The sequence below is a fragment of the Calditerricola satsumensis genome, assembly GCF_014646935.1.
GTDB lineage: Bacteria > Bacillota > Bacilli > Calditerricolales > Calditerricolaceae > Calditerricola > Calditerricola satsumensis.
This window is the reverse complement of sequence record NZ_BMOF01000056.1, coordinates 1-15547: the sequence shown is the minus strand read 5'-3', so window position 1 is coordinate 15547 and position 15547 is coordinate 1. Positions and strand designations below refer to the sequence as shown.

The 15547-nt window shown below is 67.4% G+C and carries 15 protein-coding genes; 2 read left to right on the top strand and 13 right to left on the bottom strand.

Annotated elements, in window-relative coordinates:
* Positions 1-95 precede the first annotated feature (95 nt).
* The 3 genes from spoIIM to IEX61_RS10720 form a co-directional block, all read right to left on the bottom strand.
* Positions 96-734 (bottom strand): stage II sporulation protein M, encoded by a 639-nt coding sequence (spoIIM, locus tag IEX61_RS10730; RefSeq protein WP_054673465.1) that lies wholly within the window; start codon positions 732-734, stop codon positions 96-98.
* A 93-nt stretch (positions 735-827) separates the two neighbouring features.
* Positions 828-2021 (bottom strand): endonuclease Q family protein, encoded by a 1194-nt coding sequence (locus tag IEX61_RS10725; protein ID WP_188818012.1) that lies wholly within the window; start codon positions 2019-2021, stop codon positions 828-830.
* Complete coding sequence (locus IEX61_RS10720; protein ID WP_188818011.1) at positions 2021-2572, bottom strand: NUDIX domain-containing protein; 552 nt, start codon at positions 2570-2572, stop codon at positions 2021-2023. Before IEX61_RS10720 ends, IEX61_RS10725 begins: the two co-directional genes overlap by 1 nt.
* Before the next feature lie 77 nt (positions 2573-2649).
* Between IEX61_RS10720 and mciZ the strand changes: the two genes are divergently transcribed.
* Positions 2650-2790, top strand: a complete 141-nt coding sequence (gene mciZ / locus IEX61_RS10715; protein ID WP_157057917.1) for a Z-ring formation inhibitor MciZ — start codon at positions 2650-2652, stop codon at positions 2788-2790.
* Positions 2791-2883: 93 nt separating this feature from the next.
* Here mciZ and IEX61_RS10710 read toward each other — a convergent pair whose 3' ends face one another.
* The 7 genes from IEX61_RS10710 to IEX61_RS10680 form a co-directional block, all read right to left on the bottom strand.
* Positions 2884-4095 (bottom strand): DUF3866 family protein, encoded by a 1212-nt coding sequence (locus IEX61_RS10710; protein ID WP_229725844.1) that lies wholly within the window; start codon positions 4093-4095, stop codon positions 2884-2886.
* Positions 4096-4148: 53 nt separating this feature from the next.
* Positions 4149-5411: an MFS transporter gene (locus tag IEX61_RS10705; protein ID WP_188818009.1), complete on the bottom strand. Its 1263-nt coding sequence runs from the start codon at positions 5409-5411 to the stop codon at positions 4149-4151.
* On the bottom strand, positions 5408-6541 hold the full coding sequence (locus tag IEX61_RS10700) for a M20/M25/M40 family metallo-hydrolase (RefSeq protein WP_054673271.1): 1134 nt from the start codon (positions 6539-6541) through the stop codon (positions 5408-5410). Before IEX61_RS10700 ends, IEX61_RS10705 begins: the two co-directional genes overlap by 4 nt.
* A gap of 216 nt (positions 6542-6757) precedes the next feature.
* A complete protein-coding gene (locus IEX61_RS10695; RefSeq protein WP_188818006.1) occupies positions 6758-8128 on the bottom strand; it encodes an alanine/glycine:cation symporter family protein in 1371 nt (456 codons plus the stop codon).
* Between the two features lie 55 nt (positions 8129-8183).
* Positions 8184-9731 carry an acyl-CoA carboxylase subunit beta gene (locus IEX61_RS10690; protein ID WP_188818014.1) on the bottom strand — a complete coding sequence of 516 codons (1548 nt, stop codon included), beginning with the start codon at positions 9729-9731 and terminating at the stop codon, positions 8184-8186.
* A 76-nt stretch (positions 9732-9807) separates the two neighbouring features.
* The gene (mce, locus tag IEX61_RS10685; RefSeq protein ID WP_054670511.1) at positions 9808-10671 is read right to left on the bottom strand and encodes a methylmalonyl-CoA epimerase; all 864 of its coding nucleotides are present in this window, start codon (positions 10669-10671) and stop codon (positions 9808-9810) included.
* A 3-nt stretch (positions 10672-10674) separates the two neighbouring features.
* Entirely contained in the window at positions 10675-12327 is a 1653-nt protein-coding gene (locus tag IEX61_RS10680) for an acyl-CoA mutase large subunit family protein (RefSeq protein WP_054670508.1), read from the bottom strand.
* A 215-nt stretch (positions 12328-12542) separates the two neighbouring features.
* Between IEX61_RS10680 and IEX61_RS10675 the strand changes: the two genes are divergently transcribed.
* A complete protein-coding gene (locus tag IEX61_RS10675) occupies positions 12543-13271 on the top strand; it encodes a 5-formyltetrahydrofolate cyclo-ligase (RefSeq protein ID WP_054670505.1) in 729 nt (242 codons plus the stop codon).
* Here the strand turns inward: IEX61_RS10675 and IEX61_RS10670 are convergent, their stop codons facing one another.
* The 3 genes from IEX61_RS10670 to IEX61_RS10660 all read right to left on the bottom strand — a co-directional run.
* The gene (locus IEX61_RS10670) at positions 13272-13712 is read right to left on the bottom strand and encodes a DUF420 domain-containing protein (protein ID WP_054670504.1); all 441 of its coding nucleotides are present in this window, start codon (positions 13710-13712) and stop codon (positions 13272-13274) included.
* A gap of 57 nt (positions 13713-13769) precedes the next feature.
* The gene (locus IEX61_RS10665; protein ID WP_054670501.1) at positions 13770-14249 is read right to left on the bottom strand and encodes a small multi-drug export protein; all 480 of its coding nucleotides are present in this window, start codon (positions 14247-14249) and stop codon (positions 13770-13772) included.
* A 202-nt stretch (positions 14250-14451) separates the two neighbouring features.
* A partial coding sequence (locus IEX61_RS10660) for a dihydrolipoamide acetyltransferase family protein (protein WP_188818004.1) occupies positions 14452-15547 on the bottom strand: 1096 nt, incomplete at its 5' end.

The window sequence follows — 15547 nt, the reverse complement described above, 5'->3', positions numbered from 1 at the left end:
TTAGATTTTCTCGTGAGTGACCGGCTTCACTTCGGTTAGGTTTTTATGTGAGTTGACACGATAAAGAAAATCCTATTTTAAAATTAGTCTAATTCTCATCCGCTAACCATTTGCGCGACCAGGCGCATCATGGCCGGTGACAGGTAGGCTTGAAACCAGGAGGCCACCGCGAGGGCCAGCGTGGAGACCGGAACAAGGGCGGCATAGCGGAGAAACGCCGGCCACAGCGACTGGCGCCGGGTCAAGAAGTGATGGCGAATAAGGCTGAGAGAGAAGGCCATGCCGGCCACGCTCATGACCAGAACCGCCGGAACCACGAGCAAATTGGGAGGAACGACCGCCGTCAGGGCAAAGAGAAACCCCTCCCAGCCGGACTGGGACACGAGGAGGCCGACGGTGAACCCCAGGACCATCCCCTTCAGAAACACCACCACGACGATAAACGGCAGGCCCACCACCGAAAGGCCGAGCAACCAGAGCAGGCCCAGCACCTTGAAATGGTAGCCCAAGGCGTACCGAAAGGCGAGCTCCGGCTCGGCCACGCCGCCGTGACGCAGTTCGGAAAAGAATAGGCCCAGGGAACCCGACAGTTCGTGCTTTTGCGTTGGGGAGAGAAAGCCGATGGCCAAGGCACCGAAGGCGATGCCCGTTGCAAAGAGGGCCAGCGCAAAGACATACAAGGACAGCACCTGCTGCGGTTGGTACCCCAGTGGTTGTCCCACGCGGAAACGCACGGTTCATCCCTCCCGTCTCTCACTGCCCATCCTATGCGCGGGACGAACCGATTATGTCCGCGGGGCCAAGCCAACCGGCAGGCGTCCGCTCCGTTACGGGGTTTGTTCGGCCGGCAGCGGGGGCGCAACCCGACCGTACCGTCCCCCGCCCCCTTCGCACAGGGCCAGTCGACCTTCGCGGGCCCGGAGGATGAGATCGGCGAGCGGTCGGCCCACCACGGCGGTCAGTTCCTCGGCCGGCGCCTCGTGCAACACGGCCATCTCCGTGCCAAAGGCCTCGAGGAGCCGCTCCCGCTTCTTGGGGCCCAGGCCGGGAATGAAGGCCAGGGGAACCTGGTACACGTACGGCGGGCGGTGCGGCGGATGGGTGCCTTCCGGCTGGTCGGCGATGGCGGCGATGCGGTCGGCCACACCGCGCACGAAACGATCGTGGCCGCAGGCCGGGCAGGCATCCGGCGGCGAGGCGGCCGCTACCGGCGTCCCGCAGGCGGCGCACGCCGTGCGGTGGTACTTGCCCAGGCGCGGGTTGAGGCCGTAGTTGACCGCCACGCCCCGCCCCTCTTCGCGGCGCAGCGCCTTGAGGAGCTCGTCGAAGGTCGGCGCGGCCATGCGCACGGCCTGGTACTCGCGGCCGATGTTGGCCAGCGAGTGGGCGTCGGAGTTGGACAGAAAGGTCTTGTCGGCCAGTTCCGACAGGGCATCGGCCATGGCCGCATCGGCGGACAGGCCGAGCTCCACCGCCGGCACGCGCGCGGCCTCCAGCACCTCGTCCATGCGCGCAGCGGCATTGCCGTAGAGGCCCTTGTGCGGCGTAAACACGTGGGCCGGAATCAGCACGCCGCCCCTCGCCGCCACCTCCTCCTGCAGCATGGGCGCCTCGACGGCGACGCGCTGCGAGCTCAAGCCGACGTTTTTCACGTGATGGCGCAGCCACGCCGTAAAGTCGGCCATGGCCGCCAGGGTGGGCAGGTAGGCCAGCACGTGAAACGCGCCCCGCCCGCGCGGCTTCACTTCCAGCTCCGCGCCGAGGAAGACCGTCGTGCGGCCGTACTGCAGGCCGCCGCCGGAAAGCTCGGCCATGTCGCCGGCGGCGAGAAGCGCGCGGATCTCCTCCTGCACCTCGGGGACGTGGGCGTCGATGATGCCCACGGCGTCAAGGCCCTTTCGGCAGGATGCCTCATGGACGATGCGGGCGAAGGTGAGGTCGCGGGCGGCGCTGATCTTCACCGGTCTGCCCTGCGCCGTGAAGCCGATGTGCACGTGGAGGTCGACGAACCACGCGCGCATCAGCTCCGGCCCTCCCGCAGGCGGTCCAGCTCCCACAGGGCGAGGGCGTACAGCGTCTTCGCGTCGCAGATGAGGCCTGCCCGCACCTTCTCCTGGGCCTCCTCCCACGTGAGGAGCGCCGGCTCGACGAATTCCCCGTCGTCGGGCCGCGCCGCACCGCGGGTCAGGCCTTCGGCGCGGTAGAGGTGGACGATCTCGTCGGCAAACCCCGGCGAGGTGTAAAACGAGGCCACATGCGTCCACCGTTCGGCGACGTACCCCGTCTCTTCGGCGAGCTCCCGCTGCGCGCAGGCGGCCGGGTCTTCCCCCGGCTCCAGCTTGCCGGCGGGAATTTCCCAGATCTCCCGTTCCAGGGGCTTGCGGAACTGCCGCACGAGGAGGATGCGGTCATCGGCGGTGCGGGCGAACACGGCCACCGCGCCGGGATGCTCCACCACCTCCCGTTGGCCGGTTGATCCGTCCGGGAGGCGCACCTCGTCGAGGCGCACGCGGATGATGCGTCCGCGGTACACGAGCTGCGACGAAACGGTGGGTTCGGCAAAGGACGACACGGCCACCCCTCCTCACGGTTCTCGTTTGTCCAAATGGTCCATACCAGTATACCAAAAGGCCCGTGGGAGGTGTGGCCGTGAAAACGTATCTTTCCCCGCGCCACCTGCGCCTCGTCGGCCGGGCTTGGGAGATCCGCGCCGCCCTGCGCAGCCTGGCCGCATCCGACCTGACCGTCCGCGAATTCCTGCGCCGCATGACCACCTGGACGCGGCCGTAGCCCCGAGGCGCGCGGCGGCCGGAAGCAGACGGGCGAGAACGCAAACGCCTCCCGCGCCTGTTGGCGGGAGGCGTTTTCGTGGCCGATTCGCCCTCACCTTGCCTCCGGAAACCACCGGCGGACCACCGCCTGGGCGGCGTGCACCAGGGTTTGAAAGAAGGGCAGGTCATCGCGGGGTCCCCGTCCCATGGTGGTGACGGGGAGCGGGTACCCTTCAAGCACGGTCGCCACGTCGTCGGCCGAGGGCAAGCCGTCGGTGACGACGACATGGGGCGTGCCGGCCGTCGCCGCGCACACCTGCTCGCGCACCCGCTCGCCGAAGGGGCCGGCGAAGGCGGGCACCGGCACCTGCGCCGGGGCCAGGGCCAAGGCCAGCGCCGTGGCCGCGTGGTGGCTGAGCCCCACGTGGCGCGGGCGCGGATCGGCGCCCTGGATGCGCGGGACAAGCACCGGGACGCCACCGAGAGCGGCGACGCGGTTCACCCAATCCCCCAACTCCGTCGCCGTCGTGCCGTAGCGGCTGTTTGTCCCGACGATGCCCGGCCCCATGGCCACGATGGCCACGTCGGCGCCCAGGGCGTACCGCGCCGCCAGGAGGCCGGAATGGGGGCTGACCGCCTCGACGTCGCCGCCAAAGGCGTGGCCCACCGTCACCGTGCCGGCCAGATCGCCCCGCGCGCGGAGGGCGGCCACGTGGCGGCTGAAGGCCAGCGGCAGGGCGCCGCCCTCGCTCATCACGTAGGCCACGCGCAAGCCCGGCGCCGCCCGCCGCAGCGCCAGGGCGAGGACCGGCACCATGCTGTGCAGCTCGGCGAGGAGCACCGGCACGCCGGCCAGGGGGCGCGCCTTGCGCTCGGCTTCGTCAAGCCGCGGCCGCAGAGGATGGCCCGCTTCCTCCCAGTGGGGAAGGGCCATCTGCCACGGCGTGTAGCGCAGCTTGACGATGTGGCCGACCGATGGAGGCCCCAGGGACTGCGCGGACGCGCGGCCCGTCTCCCCCATCGCTTCCGGCAGCCCCGGCGCGTCCTCCCCTGCCGGCACCCCCGTCTTCCCGACCACGGCGGCGACAAAGTGGACGCCGCCGCTCCCCAGCCCCAGCCGCACCGCCGTGACGTTGAGCAGCACGCGGTCGCCCGGGGCGCACCGGCCGACGAGCGCCGGATAGGCCACCGCCGCCGCCTCGTTCGCCTCGCCGTCGACGCGCACGGAAAGCTCCTGCACCCCCGGCCGCTCGCCGCGCACATGGCGCACCGTGCCCCAGGCCCACCGGATGGCGCCGGACCGCTCGGCCATGCCCTTCGTCACGCAGCTCCCTCCCCTTCCCCGCCCGCCGCGGGGACCGCACCTCATCGGCATGTTTACGTCAAGAGGGCGCCCGGCTTTCCGGAATTCCCGTCCCCGAAACGCCCCCATCTCGCCAAGCCCAACAGCAGCGCCAACACGACCGCCAGCGCGCTCACCGCCGCTGCCATCCCGTACGCCGCGCGAATCCCGAAGGCGTCGGCCACCCACCCCATCACGAGCACCGACAGGGCAAAGGCGGCGTTCACCAGGATGCCGTGGGCGGCCAGCACGACCGGAAGCTGGAGCGGATCGACGCTGTGCTGCATCAGCGTGCGCTGGGCGACGTCGCGCACCTGAAAGGCCGGTCCCATGAGCAGGCAAAGGACGAGGGCCACAGCGGGCGAGGACGTCAGGGCAAACGCCAGCGTCATGACGCTGCCGCAAAGCGCCCCAGCTACCAGGCTGGCCACGAGGCGGCGCTCCACGGCGCGCGCCGCCCGCCACACCAAGAGGCCGCCCAGGAGGGTTCCCCCGTAGTAACCGGCATTCAGATACCCCCACCACACCGACGAACGCCCCAGGGCCTCTTGCACGTAGGCGAGCATCAGGGCGCCCGTCCAGACGCCGTAGGCGAGGTTTTCGACCGCGTCCATCGTCACCACCGGCCGTAGCGGGCGAAGGCGCCACAGCGCCGCCCACCCCGATCGACTCGCCCTCCCAGGCGCAGGCGGTGGGGAAGCGGGATCGGGACCGGTTTCTCGCGGAAGGGAAGCGCGCGCCAGAACCGCCAGGGCGGCGGTTGCCGCCCCGTAGAGGGCCACCGTCAGCCCCAACGCCATCGTCTCGCCCCACCGGGCCACGAGCAGCCCGCCGATCAGCCAGCCGATCAGGAGAACCACCTGGTCGGCGGTGGCCAAGACGCTGTTGGCGTGCACCCATTGGGCCTGCGGCACCAGGCGCGGCACCAGCGCGCCGCGCGCCGGCGTGGTCCAGCCGTCGGCAAAGGCCGCGGCAAACACCATGGCCAACACGAATCCCAGCGTCGCCGGGTGCGACGGAAGGGTCACAACGCCGGCGGCCAGAGCGGCAAACAGCGCCGCCTGCGTGCCCTGCGCGGCGACGAGGACCGCCATCAGGTTCGCTCGCTCAAGCACCCGCCCAAAGGCCCACCCGGCCACCGCCATGGCCAAGACGCGCAGGACGGGGTAAAAACCCGAGGCCAGGGCCGAACCGGTGAGGCGGTACACCCAGGTGACCACGGCCACGATGGCCAGCGCGTCGGCTAGGCCCGACGCCGCTTGCGAGGCCAAAAGCAGCGCGAAAGGCCGGCTCTTCACCGCTTCTCAGCGCCTTGATGCGCCACCTCACGCACGATGGCCACCACGAGTTCGGCTGTCTTCACCAGTTCGGCGATGGGCATGCGTTCGTTCGTGGAGTGGATCTCTTCGTACCCGACGGCCAGGTTGACGGTGGGCACCCCGTAGCCGGCAAGGACGTTGGCGTCGCTGCCCCCGCCGCTGGCCAGCGTCTTCGGCGTGCGGCCGATGGCGAGGATGGCGCGCATGGCCGTCTGCACCACCGGATGGTCGTCGGCGTACTTGTAGCCGGGGTACATCCGCTCGACGCGGAACTCCACCGTCGCCCCGTGTTCGGCCGCCGTCTCCTCGAAGGCGCGGCGCATCGCCGCGATCTGCCGCTCGAGCTTCTCCTCGTCGAGGCTGCGCGCCTCGGCCAAAATCTCCACCCGGTCGGGCACGATGTTCATCGCCTGGCCGCCGGCGAACCGCCCGATGTTGGCCGTCGTCTCGTGGTCAATGCGCCCGAGGGGCATGCGGGCAATGGCCTTGCTCGCCACCTGGATGGCGGAGATCCCGTCTTCCGGGTTGACGCCGGCATGGGCCGCCTTCCCGATCACCACCACGTCGATGCGCGCGTGGGCCGGCGCCGCGGTGACGATCTCGCCCACCGGGCCATTGGAGTCGAGGGCAAAGCCGTATTCGGCCTTCAGCAGGGCGGGATTGAACGCCTTCGCCCCCTTCAGCCCCGACTCCTCCCCTACCGTGATGACGAACTGCACCGTGCCGTGGGCGATGTTCTGCTCCTTGAGCACGCGGATCGCTTCCAACATCGCGGCCAGGCCGGCCTTGTCGTCGGCGCCGAGAATGGTGGTGCCGTCCGAGTAGACGTACCCGTCCTTCACCACCGGCTTGACGCCCTTCCCCGGTTTCACCGTGTCCATGTGGCACGTGAAGTAGATGACGGGTGCGTCGACCGTTCCTTCCAGCGTGGCCACGAGGTTGTTCGCCCCGTGTCCGGTCTTGGCCGCGGCGTCGTCTTCCTCCACGGTCAGGCCGAGGGAACGAAACTTTTCTTTGAGCACACGGGCAATCTCGCCCTCCTCCCCCGTCTCGCTGTCGATTTGCACCAGCTCCAGAAACTCGTTGACCAGGCGCGTTTCGTTGATCATTCCCGTCTCCTCCTCCATACGTCAGCACATGTTGCCCACGCATTCACCGTTACGATACCGCACTTCCCGGTAAAAGAAAATCCCCGGCGCGGGCAACGCCACGTCTCCGGCGGCCCGGCGATCCGGCCGACCGGGCGCACAAAGACGGCGCCCCCGAAGGATGGGGGCGCCGTCTGTACGCCACAGCGCGAAGCGAAGGCCGCTCCTTGGCCGCCGTTATCCCGTCACGCCGGCGCCGGGCGGCGACGTTTGCCGCTCCTTCCGCAGCCGCTCCTGGAAGGCGCGCGTTTCGGCCACCACGACACCGGAGAGCGCCAGCAGGGCGATCAGGTTCGGCACGGCCATCAGCCCGTTGAACACGTCGGCGATGCTCCACACAAGGTCGAGCTTCACGATCGTGCCCACGAAGACGGCCGCCACCACCGCCCAGCGGTACCACAGGATCCGCCGGGTGCCGAAGAGGTACTCAAAGCACTTCTCGCCGTAGTATGACCAGCCCAGCACCGTCGAGTAGGCAAAGAGGATGAGGCCGATGGTGACCACCCACGACCCAAAGCCGGGCAAGAGGGCGTTGAACGAGGCCGACGTGAGGCTGGCGCCGGACAGGTCGCCGTCGGCGTACAAGCCGCTCATGACCAGGACGAGTCCGGTGACGCTGCAGACGACGATGGTGTCGAGGAATGTGCCGGTCATCGACACCAGCCCCTGGCGGCAGGGGTGGTCCGTCTTCGCCGCCGCAGCCGCGATCGGCGCGGAACCCAGCCCGGCTTCGTTGGAGAAGACGCCGCGGGCCACGCCGTAGCGGATCACCGTCCCCAGCGCGCCGCCGGCCACGGCCTCGCCGGTGAAGGCGTCCGCAAAGATCAGCGCCAACGCCGCCGGCAGCTTGTCCACGTGGAGCAGGATGACGACCAGCCCGCCGATGAGGTACAGGAGCGCCATGATGGGCACGAAGAAGGCCGTCACGCGACCGATCACCTTGATCCCGCCGATGATCACCAGCGCTGTAAAGACAGCCAGGACCACGCCGGTCACCCACGTCGGCACGGACAGCGCGCTCTGCAGGGCGTCGGCCACCGAGTTGGACTGCACCGACGTGCCAATGCCGAAGCAGGCCACGGCGCCGAAGATGGCGAAGAGGACGGCCAGCCACTTCCACCCGAGCCCGCGCTCAATGTAGTACATCGGACCGCCGGACATCTCCCCGCGGTCGTTCTGCACCCGGTACTTGATGGCCAGCACGGCCTCGGCGTACTTCGTGGCCATCCCGACGATGGCCGTGACCCACATCCAGAACACAGCCCCGGGGCCGCCCGCAGCCACGGCGGTGGCCACGCCCGCGATGTTCCCTGTCCCGATCGTCGCGGCCAAGGCCGTGGTCAACGCCTGGAAATGCGTCACGTCTCCCTGCGACGTCCGGTCTTGCTTGCGCGAAAAGGCCAACTTCAGGGCATAGGGAAGCTGCCAGAACTGGAGCAGGCGAAGGCGTATGGTGAGGAAGATGCCCGTCCCCACCAGCAGCACGAGCATCGGCGGCCCCCACACGAGGTCGCTCAGCCACGTAATCACCGTTTCCAACGCGATCATCAACCCATCCCCCTCTCCCATGTCGGGATTTGTCGCGGAATTTCGGCATTTTTCCCTACAGCGGCAGGTTGCTGTGCTTCTTGGCCGGACGGCTTTCCTGCTTGTCGCGGAGCATCTCCAGGGCCTGGATCAGCTTGAGGCGCGTTTCGCGCGGGTCGATCACGTCGTCGACCATGCCGTGAGAGGCGGCCACGTACGGGTTGGCGAACAGGCGGCGGTACTCGGCGATCTTCTGGGCGCGCGTCGCCTCCGGATTGGCCGACTCGGCGATCTCTTTGGCGAAAATGATGTTGGCCGCCCCCTCGGGCCCCATGACGGCGATTTCCGCGCAGGGCCAGGCGTACACCACGTCGGCGCCGATGGCCTTCGAGTTCATCGCCACGTAGGCGCCGCCGTAGGCCTTGCGGAGGATGACGGTGATCTTCGGCACCGTCGCCTCGGAGTAGGCGTACAGGATCTTCGCCCCGTGGCGGATGATCCCGCCGTGCTCCTGGTTGACGCCGGGGAAGAAGCCCGTGACGTCGACGAAGGTGACGAGGGGAATGTTGAAGGCGTCGCAGAAGCGGACGAAACGCGAGAGCTTGTCGGAGGCGTCGATGTCCAGCCCGCCGGCCATCACCTTGGGCTGGTTGGCCACGATCCCCACCACCTCGCCGGCGATGCGGGCCAGGCCGACGACAACGTTGCGGGCAAACTGGGCGTGCACCTCGAAGAAGCTGCCCTCGTCGACGACGAGGTCGATCACCTTGTGCACGTCGTAGGCCTTCGTCCCCTCCACGGGGACCGCCTCGGCCAGCTCCTCGATCCACGCGTCGCGTTTGGTCACCGTGTAGGGCACGGCCGGCGGCTTTTCGCGGCAGTTTTGCGGCAGGTACGACAGGAGCCGGCGCACCATCTCCAGGACGTCCGGCTCGCTGGGCGCCGTGAAATGGACGTTGCCGCTCTTGGTGGCGTGGACGCGGGCCCCGCCCAACTCCTCGGCGGAGATGGTTTCCCCGGTGACCGTCTTGATCACCTTCGGCCCGGTGATGAACATCTGGCTGGTGTTCTCCACCATGAACACGAAATCGGTGAGGGCCGGCGAATACACGGCACCCCCGGCGCAGGGGCCCATGATCACGGAAATCTGCGGGATGACACCCGAGTACACGGCGTTGCGGTAAAAGACGTGGCCGTACCCGTCGAGGGAGATGACCCCCTCCTGGATGCGCGCCCCGCCCGAGTCGTTCAGTCCGATCACCGGAGCGCCGTTCTTGGCCGCCAGGTCCATGATGCGAGCGATCTTCAGGGCGTGCATCTCGCCAAGGGCCCCGCCGAACACGGTGAAGTCCTGGGCGAAGACATAGACCGGCCGGCCGTGGATCTTGCCGTAGCCGGTCACCACCCCTTCACCGGGCGCCTCCACCTTGTCCATGCCGAACTGGGTGGCCCGGTGGGTGACGAAGGGGTTGAGCTCGACAAAGGTGTCCGGGTCGAGCAAGAGGTCGATCCGCTCGCGGGCCGTCAGCTTGCCGCGGGCGTGCTGGGCGGCAATCTTCTCCTCGCCGCCGCCGAGCTCGATCTTGCGCTTCCGCTCGTACAGGTCGTCGATCTTTTCGTACATGGCGCGTTGGGGATCCACCATCGTCGTCGGGTTCACCGCCTCCACCTCCGGCTGCAGTTGTTCCCGGTTTCGGCCCTCAGTCTTGCCGTTTGTCCGCGTCCGCTTCTCCATGGGCCTCACACAGCTCGATCAGCACACCGTGGGCCGCCCGCGGATGGAGGAAGGCAATGCGGTGCCCGCCGGCGCCTTCTTTGGGCGTGTCGTGAATCAACTGAGCGTTCGCTCGCTTCAGGGCGGCAAGGCGCCCCTCGATGTCGTCCACCTCGAAGGCAATGTGGTGGAGGCCTTCGCCGCGCGTCTCCAGGAACCTGGCCACCGGCGACGTCGGGTCGGTCGGCTCCAGAAGCTCGAGGCGGCTTTCGCCGATCTTCAGAAAGGCGACGCGCACCTGCTCGCTTTCCACCGTCTCCGTGCCGAGCAGCTCAAAGCCGAGCAGCTGGGTATAGGTGCGCACGGCCTCGTCAAGGTTCCGCACGGCGATGGCCACGTGGGCGATCTTCTTCGGCGACGGCATGCCCGATGCAGCCGGCTTTTCGCCCCGCTTTTCCGCCACCAGTTCGCGGATGTAGGCCACGATCTCGCTCGTGGGCGTGCCGGGGGTGAAGACGCGGCGGATGCCCTGCGACTCGAGAAACGGTATGTCCTCCTCCGGAATCGTGCCGCCACCGATCACCGGGATGTCGTCGGCCCCTTGTTCCTTCAAGAGGCGCACCACCTCGGGGAACAGCTCGTTGTGCGCCCCGGAGAGGCACGACAAGCCGATCACGTCGACGTCTTCCTGGATCGCGGCGCTCACGATTTGCGCCGGCGTCTGGCGCAGCCCGGTGTACACCACTTCCATCCCCGCGTCGCGCAGCGCCTGGGCGATGACGAGCGCCCCGCGGTCGTGGCCGTCAAGCCCCGGTTTCCCAATCAGTACGCGGATCGTCTCCTGGCTCATCGCTCACACCCCCTGGTATTCGCCGAATTCCTCGCGCAGCACGCCGCAGATTTCGCCCACCGTGCAGTAGGCGCGGACGGCGTCAAGAATGTACGGCATGAGGTTCTCCGTCCCCCGCGCCGCTTTTCGCAACGCCTCAAGCCGCTTGGCAACGAGGGCGTTGTCGCGCTTTTGGCGCAGGCGCTCCAGCTTCGCTTTTTGCTTTTCGGCGATGGCCGGATCGACGCGCAAGAGCTCCGGCTGCTTCTCGTTTTCGAGGCGGAACTTGTTGACGCCGACGACCACCAGCTCGCCCGATTCGATCTTCCGCTGCGTCTCGTAGGCCGCCTTGCGGATCTCCCGCTGTTGGTAACCCTGCTCGATGGCCGCCACCGCGCCGCCGAGCTCGTCGATCTTGCGGATGTAGGCCCACGCCTCTTCCTCGATGCGATCGGTAAGGGCCTCCACATAGTAGGAGCCGCCCAGGGGGTCGACCGTGTCGGCGACGCCCGTCTCGTAAGCGATGATCTGCTGCGTGCGCAGGGCGATGCGCGCCGACTCCTCGGTCGGCAGGGCCAGGGCCTCGTCGCGGGCGTTGGTGTGCAGGCTTTGCGTGCCGCCCAGCACCGCCGCCAGCGCCTGCAACGCGACGCGCACGATGTTGTTGTCCGGCTGCTGGGCGGTAAGCGTCGAGCCGCCGGTCTGGGTGTGGAAGCGCAGCATCATCGAGCGCGGATTCTTCGCCCCAAAGCGCTCCTTCATGATCTTGGCCCACATCCGGCGGGCGGCGCGGAACTTGGCGATCTCCTCAAAGAAGTGGTTGTGGGCGTTGAAGAAGAAGGCCAGCCGCGGCGCGAATTGGTCCACCTCGAGCCCCGCCGCGAGGGCCGCCTCGACGTAGGCGATGGCGTTGGCCAAGGTGAAGGCCACCTCCTGCACCGCCGTGGAGCCGGCCTCGCGGATGTGATAGCCGCTGATCGAAATCGTGTTCCACTTCGGCACGTGGGCGCTGCAGTAGGCGAAGATGTCGGTGATGAGGCGCATCGAAGGCTTGGGCGGGAAGATGTACGTGCCGCGGGCGATGTACTCCTTCAGGATGTCGTTCTGGATCGTCCCGGACAGTTTGTCGGCCGGCACGCCCTGTTTTTCGGCCACGGCGATGTACATGGCCAGCAAAATGGCCGCCGGCGCGTTGATCGTCATCGACGTGCTGACGCGGTCGAGGGGAATTCCCTCAAACAGCGCCTCCATGTCCTCCAGCGAATCGATGGCCACGCCCACCTTCCCCACTTCGCCCAGGGCCATCGGGTGGTCGGAGTCGTAGCCGATCTGCGTCGGCAGGTCAAAGGCCACGGACAGTCCGGTCTGCCCCTGTTCGAGGAGGTAGCGAAAGCGGCGGTTCGTCTCCTCCGCCGTGCCGTAGCCGGCATACTGGCGCATCGTCCAGAACTTCCCGCGGTACATCGTGGGCTGGATGCCGCGGGTAAACGGGTACTCCCCGGGAAAGCCCAGCTTTTCGAGGTACGCCTCGTCGGGATTCTTGGGCAGATAGAGCCGTTCCACCTCGATGCCCGACGAGGTGGTGAACGCCTCTTTCCGCTCCGGAACCTTCTTCAAAAGCTCCTCCGTCTTCGCTTTCCACGCCGCATAGCGCGCGTCAAACGTCTCGACGGCCATGCCGCATGCCACGCCCCTTCCGTCTCTTCAATTTTTATCGAAATGAACAATCTTTTACGAAATTATGATAACACAAACCGCGTCCCGGCGGTACGTTCCGCATGGGCGGTTTGTGGCGGTACAATAAGGACACGTACGATCGGCAACCGTCCCCTCGGATCGACAGCGCGAAGGAGGGGCAATACGGGAAAGAATCGGCCACAAGGAGGAGGCCCATGGACAAAGCGCGCATTCGCCAATGGGTGTGGGACGCGCTCACCCGTACCGGCCAGGCTGCCTTTCCCCGTCCCGTTCACGGGCGCATCCCCAATTTTGTCGGCGCAGCGCAAGCCGCCGAACGCCTGCGCGCACTCGACGTGTACCGGCGGGCCCAGGTGGTAAAGGTGGGGCCGGACGCGCCCCTGCATCCCATCCGCACCATGGTCCTGCGCGACGGAAAAACCCTGTACATGCCCACCCCGCGCCTGGCCGGCGGCTTTGTTGTCCTTCAGGACGTGCCGCCGGGAAAAGAGCGGGAGGCCACTGCGCTCGCCCACTTCAAGGCGTACGGGCGGGAAGTGGCGCTGACCGCCATTGAGCCGATCGACCTGGTTGTGGTCGGCAGCGTGGCCGTCGACCACCGCGGGGTGCGCGTCGGAAAAGGGGAGGGGTACGGCGATCTGGAGTTCGCTCTCCTCTGCGAGTTGGGCAAGCTCACGCCTCATACCCCCGTTGTGACCGCGGTGCACGACTTGCAAGTGGCGGACAGCCCGGGCCACCCGCTGGGCATCCGCCTTCCCCACGACCCCCATGACATCGCCGTCGATGTCATCGTCACGCCCACCCGCACCCTTCACACAAAAAACCGGCCCCCGCAGCCCTCCCGGATCGACTGGGAGAAGCTCGGCGACCGGTTGGAGGATCTGAAGCCCCTGGCGGAATGGCGTCGGCTGCAGGACGCGTGATCATCCGATGCCGTATCCCGGGCGGCCAAAGGCATACAGGAGCACAAAGGTGATCGGCCCCGTCACCGAGACGAACAGCCAGATCGGATAGCTCCACCGCGCCCACCGGCGGTGAAGGACATCCTTGCGCTTCAGGCCGAGAATCAGCGTGACGATCACCAGCGGCACGTTGACCGTGGCGGCCAGGGAATGCAAGCCAAGCACCGTCAAGTACACGGCGCGCAGCGTCGGGTCGCCGACAAAGGGCGTCGTGCCGTACAGCCCCGTCTTGATGAGGTAGAGAACCAGAAACACCGCCTGCAGCAGCGTCACAATGATCATCAGACGGGCATGGACGCTGACCTCGCGGCGCTTGATGGCCTGGCGGGCCCGCACCAGCAAGACGGCGCTGGCGCTGTTGATGAGCGCGTTGGTGAGGGCAATGCTGAACACGGGATCCATCGCCATTCCTCCTTCTCGGTAGCCGGAGCGCGCGCACCGAGAAAATCATACCACATTTCACGGCCCCTCGAATGGCCTTCCCCCACCGGTGTTTCCGTTTTCGACCGCCTCGATCCCCATTACCCCGAGGACGGCCAGAACCGTAAGAATGATCGTCCAAACCACGATGCCGAGTGAAATCCAAAGAAACAGCTGCCGAGGCGAGGCTCCCAGCGTAATTCCGATCGCCGCGCCCAAGGGAGCACCGGTAATCAGCGGAGCCAACAGGCCTAATCCGATGACGCCGTACCGGTTCCAGATGCGATACAGGACCCCGTTCTTCTTCCGGGAACCCTTTCCACCCCGGATGTTCAGGATCCACGTACGCGCTCGGTCTCCGAGAACGATCACCAAGATCGCGCCCCCGATGGCCCCGAGGGCCGACGCGATACCGGTGAGAACAGGGGGAAGGCGGAACGCCAGTCCTGCGGGAATCGCCGCCCACAGCTCCACGGCGCCAATGCCCACCACGGTGAGGAACCGGATCAACAGTTCCATGCCATACCTCCGGAATTTGACGATATTTTAAACCTCACGCTGTTTCTAAACCTAACATGGAAACACAACCGCCGTCAACCGGGTTGTTTGGTGTGTCGCCGGTCCGGGCGCGGGTTCGGTCAAGCCCATCGAAAAGAAAGAACGGGCATCTCCGCCGAGACACCCGTTCTCCCAGACCGCCCCACCGACCAGGGCGGTCCGATCAATACAGGGACATGCCCGGTCCCATCGCCTCGAGGCGCTTCTTGACGGCCTGCAGGAACTTGCCGGCCACCAGGCCGTCGAGAACGCGGTGGTCGAGGGACAGGCACAGGTTCATCATGTCGCGCACGGCGATCGAGCCGTCCTCGCGCACGACCGGCCGCTTCACAATCGCCTCGCAGCTCAGAATGGCCGCCTGCGGGTAATTGATGATCGGCATCGACAGAATCGAGCCGAAGGAACCGGTGTTGTTCACCGTGAAGGTGCCGCCGGCCATATCGTCGGGCGTCAACTTGCCGGCGCGGGTGCGCTGCGCGAGGTCATGCACCGCCTTGGCCAGGCCGTAGATGCTCTTCTCGTCGGCGTCCTTGATCACCGGCACGTAGAGGGCGTCTTCGGTGGCCACGGCGATGGAGATGTTGATGCGCTTCTTGAGGATGATCGAGTCGCCGGCCCACACGGAGTTGAGGATGGGATACTCTTTGAGCGACTCGACGACGGCCTTGATGACAAAGGGCAAGTACGTCAGCTTGAACCCTTCGCGCTTCTCGAACTCGGCCTTCACCTGCTCGCGCAGCTTGACGAGGCCGGTAACGTCCACCTCCACCATCGTCCAGGCGTGCGGGGCCTCGTGCTTCGACTGCACCATGCGCGTGGCGATGGCGCGGCGCACCGGCGTAACGGGGATGACCTGGTCGCCCGGTTCGGTCTTGACGCCCGGTGCCGCCGGAGCCGGTTGGGGTGCCGCTTGGGCGGCCGGCTTCAGCGCGGCCGGAGATGCGGGCTGCGCCGCTACGCGGGCCGGTTCGGCCAGTGCTTCTGCCGGCGTGGGCTGGGGCGCTTGGGCCGCAGCGCCGCCCTGCTCGATGAAGCGGAGCACGTCCTTGCGCGTGACGCGCCCCTCGCGGCCGGTGCCCGGCACCTGGCTGAGGTCGATGCCGTGCTCCTGGGCCAGCTTCAGCACGGCCGGCGAATAGCGCCGTTTCTGGTCGCGCGGCATGGCCGCCGGGGCGGCGGGCTTGGCTTCGCCAGCGCCTTCTGCAGGCGCGCCCGCCTTTGCGGCCGGCTGGGCCGGGGCCGGGGCCGCTTCCGCCCGG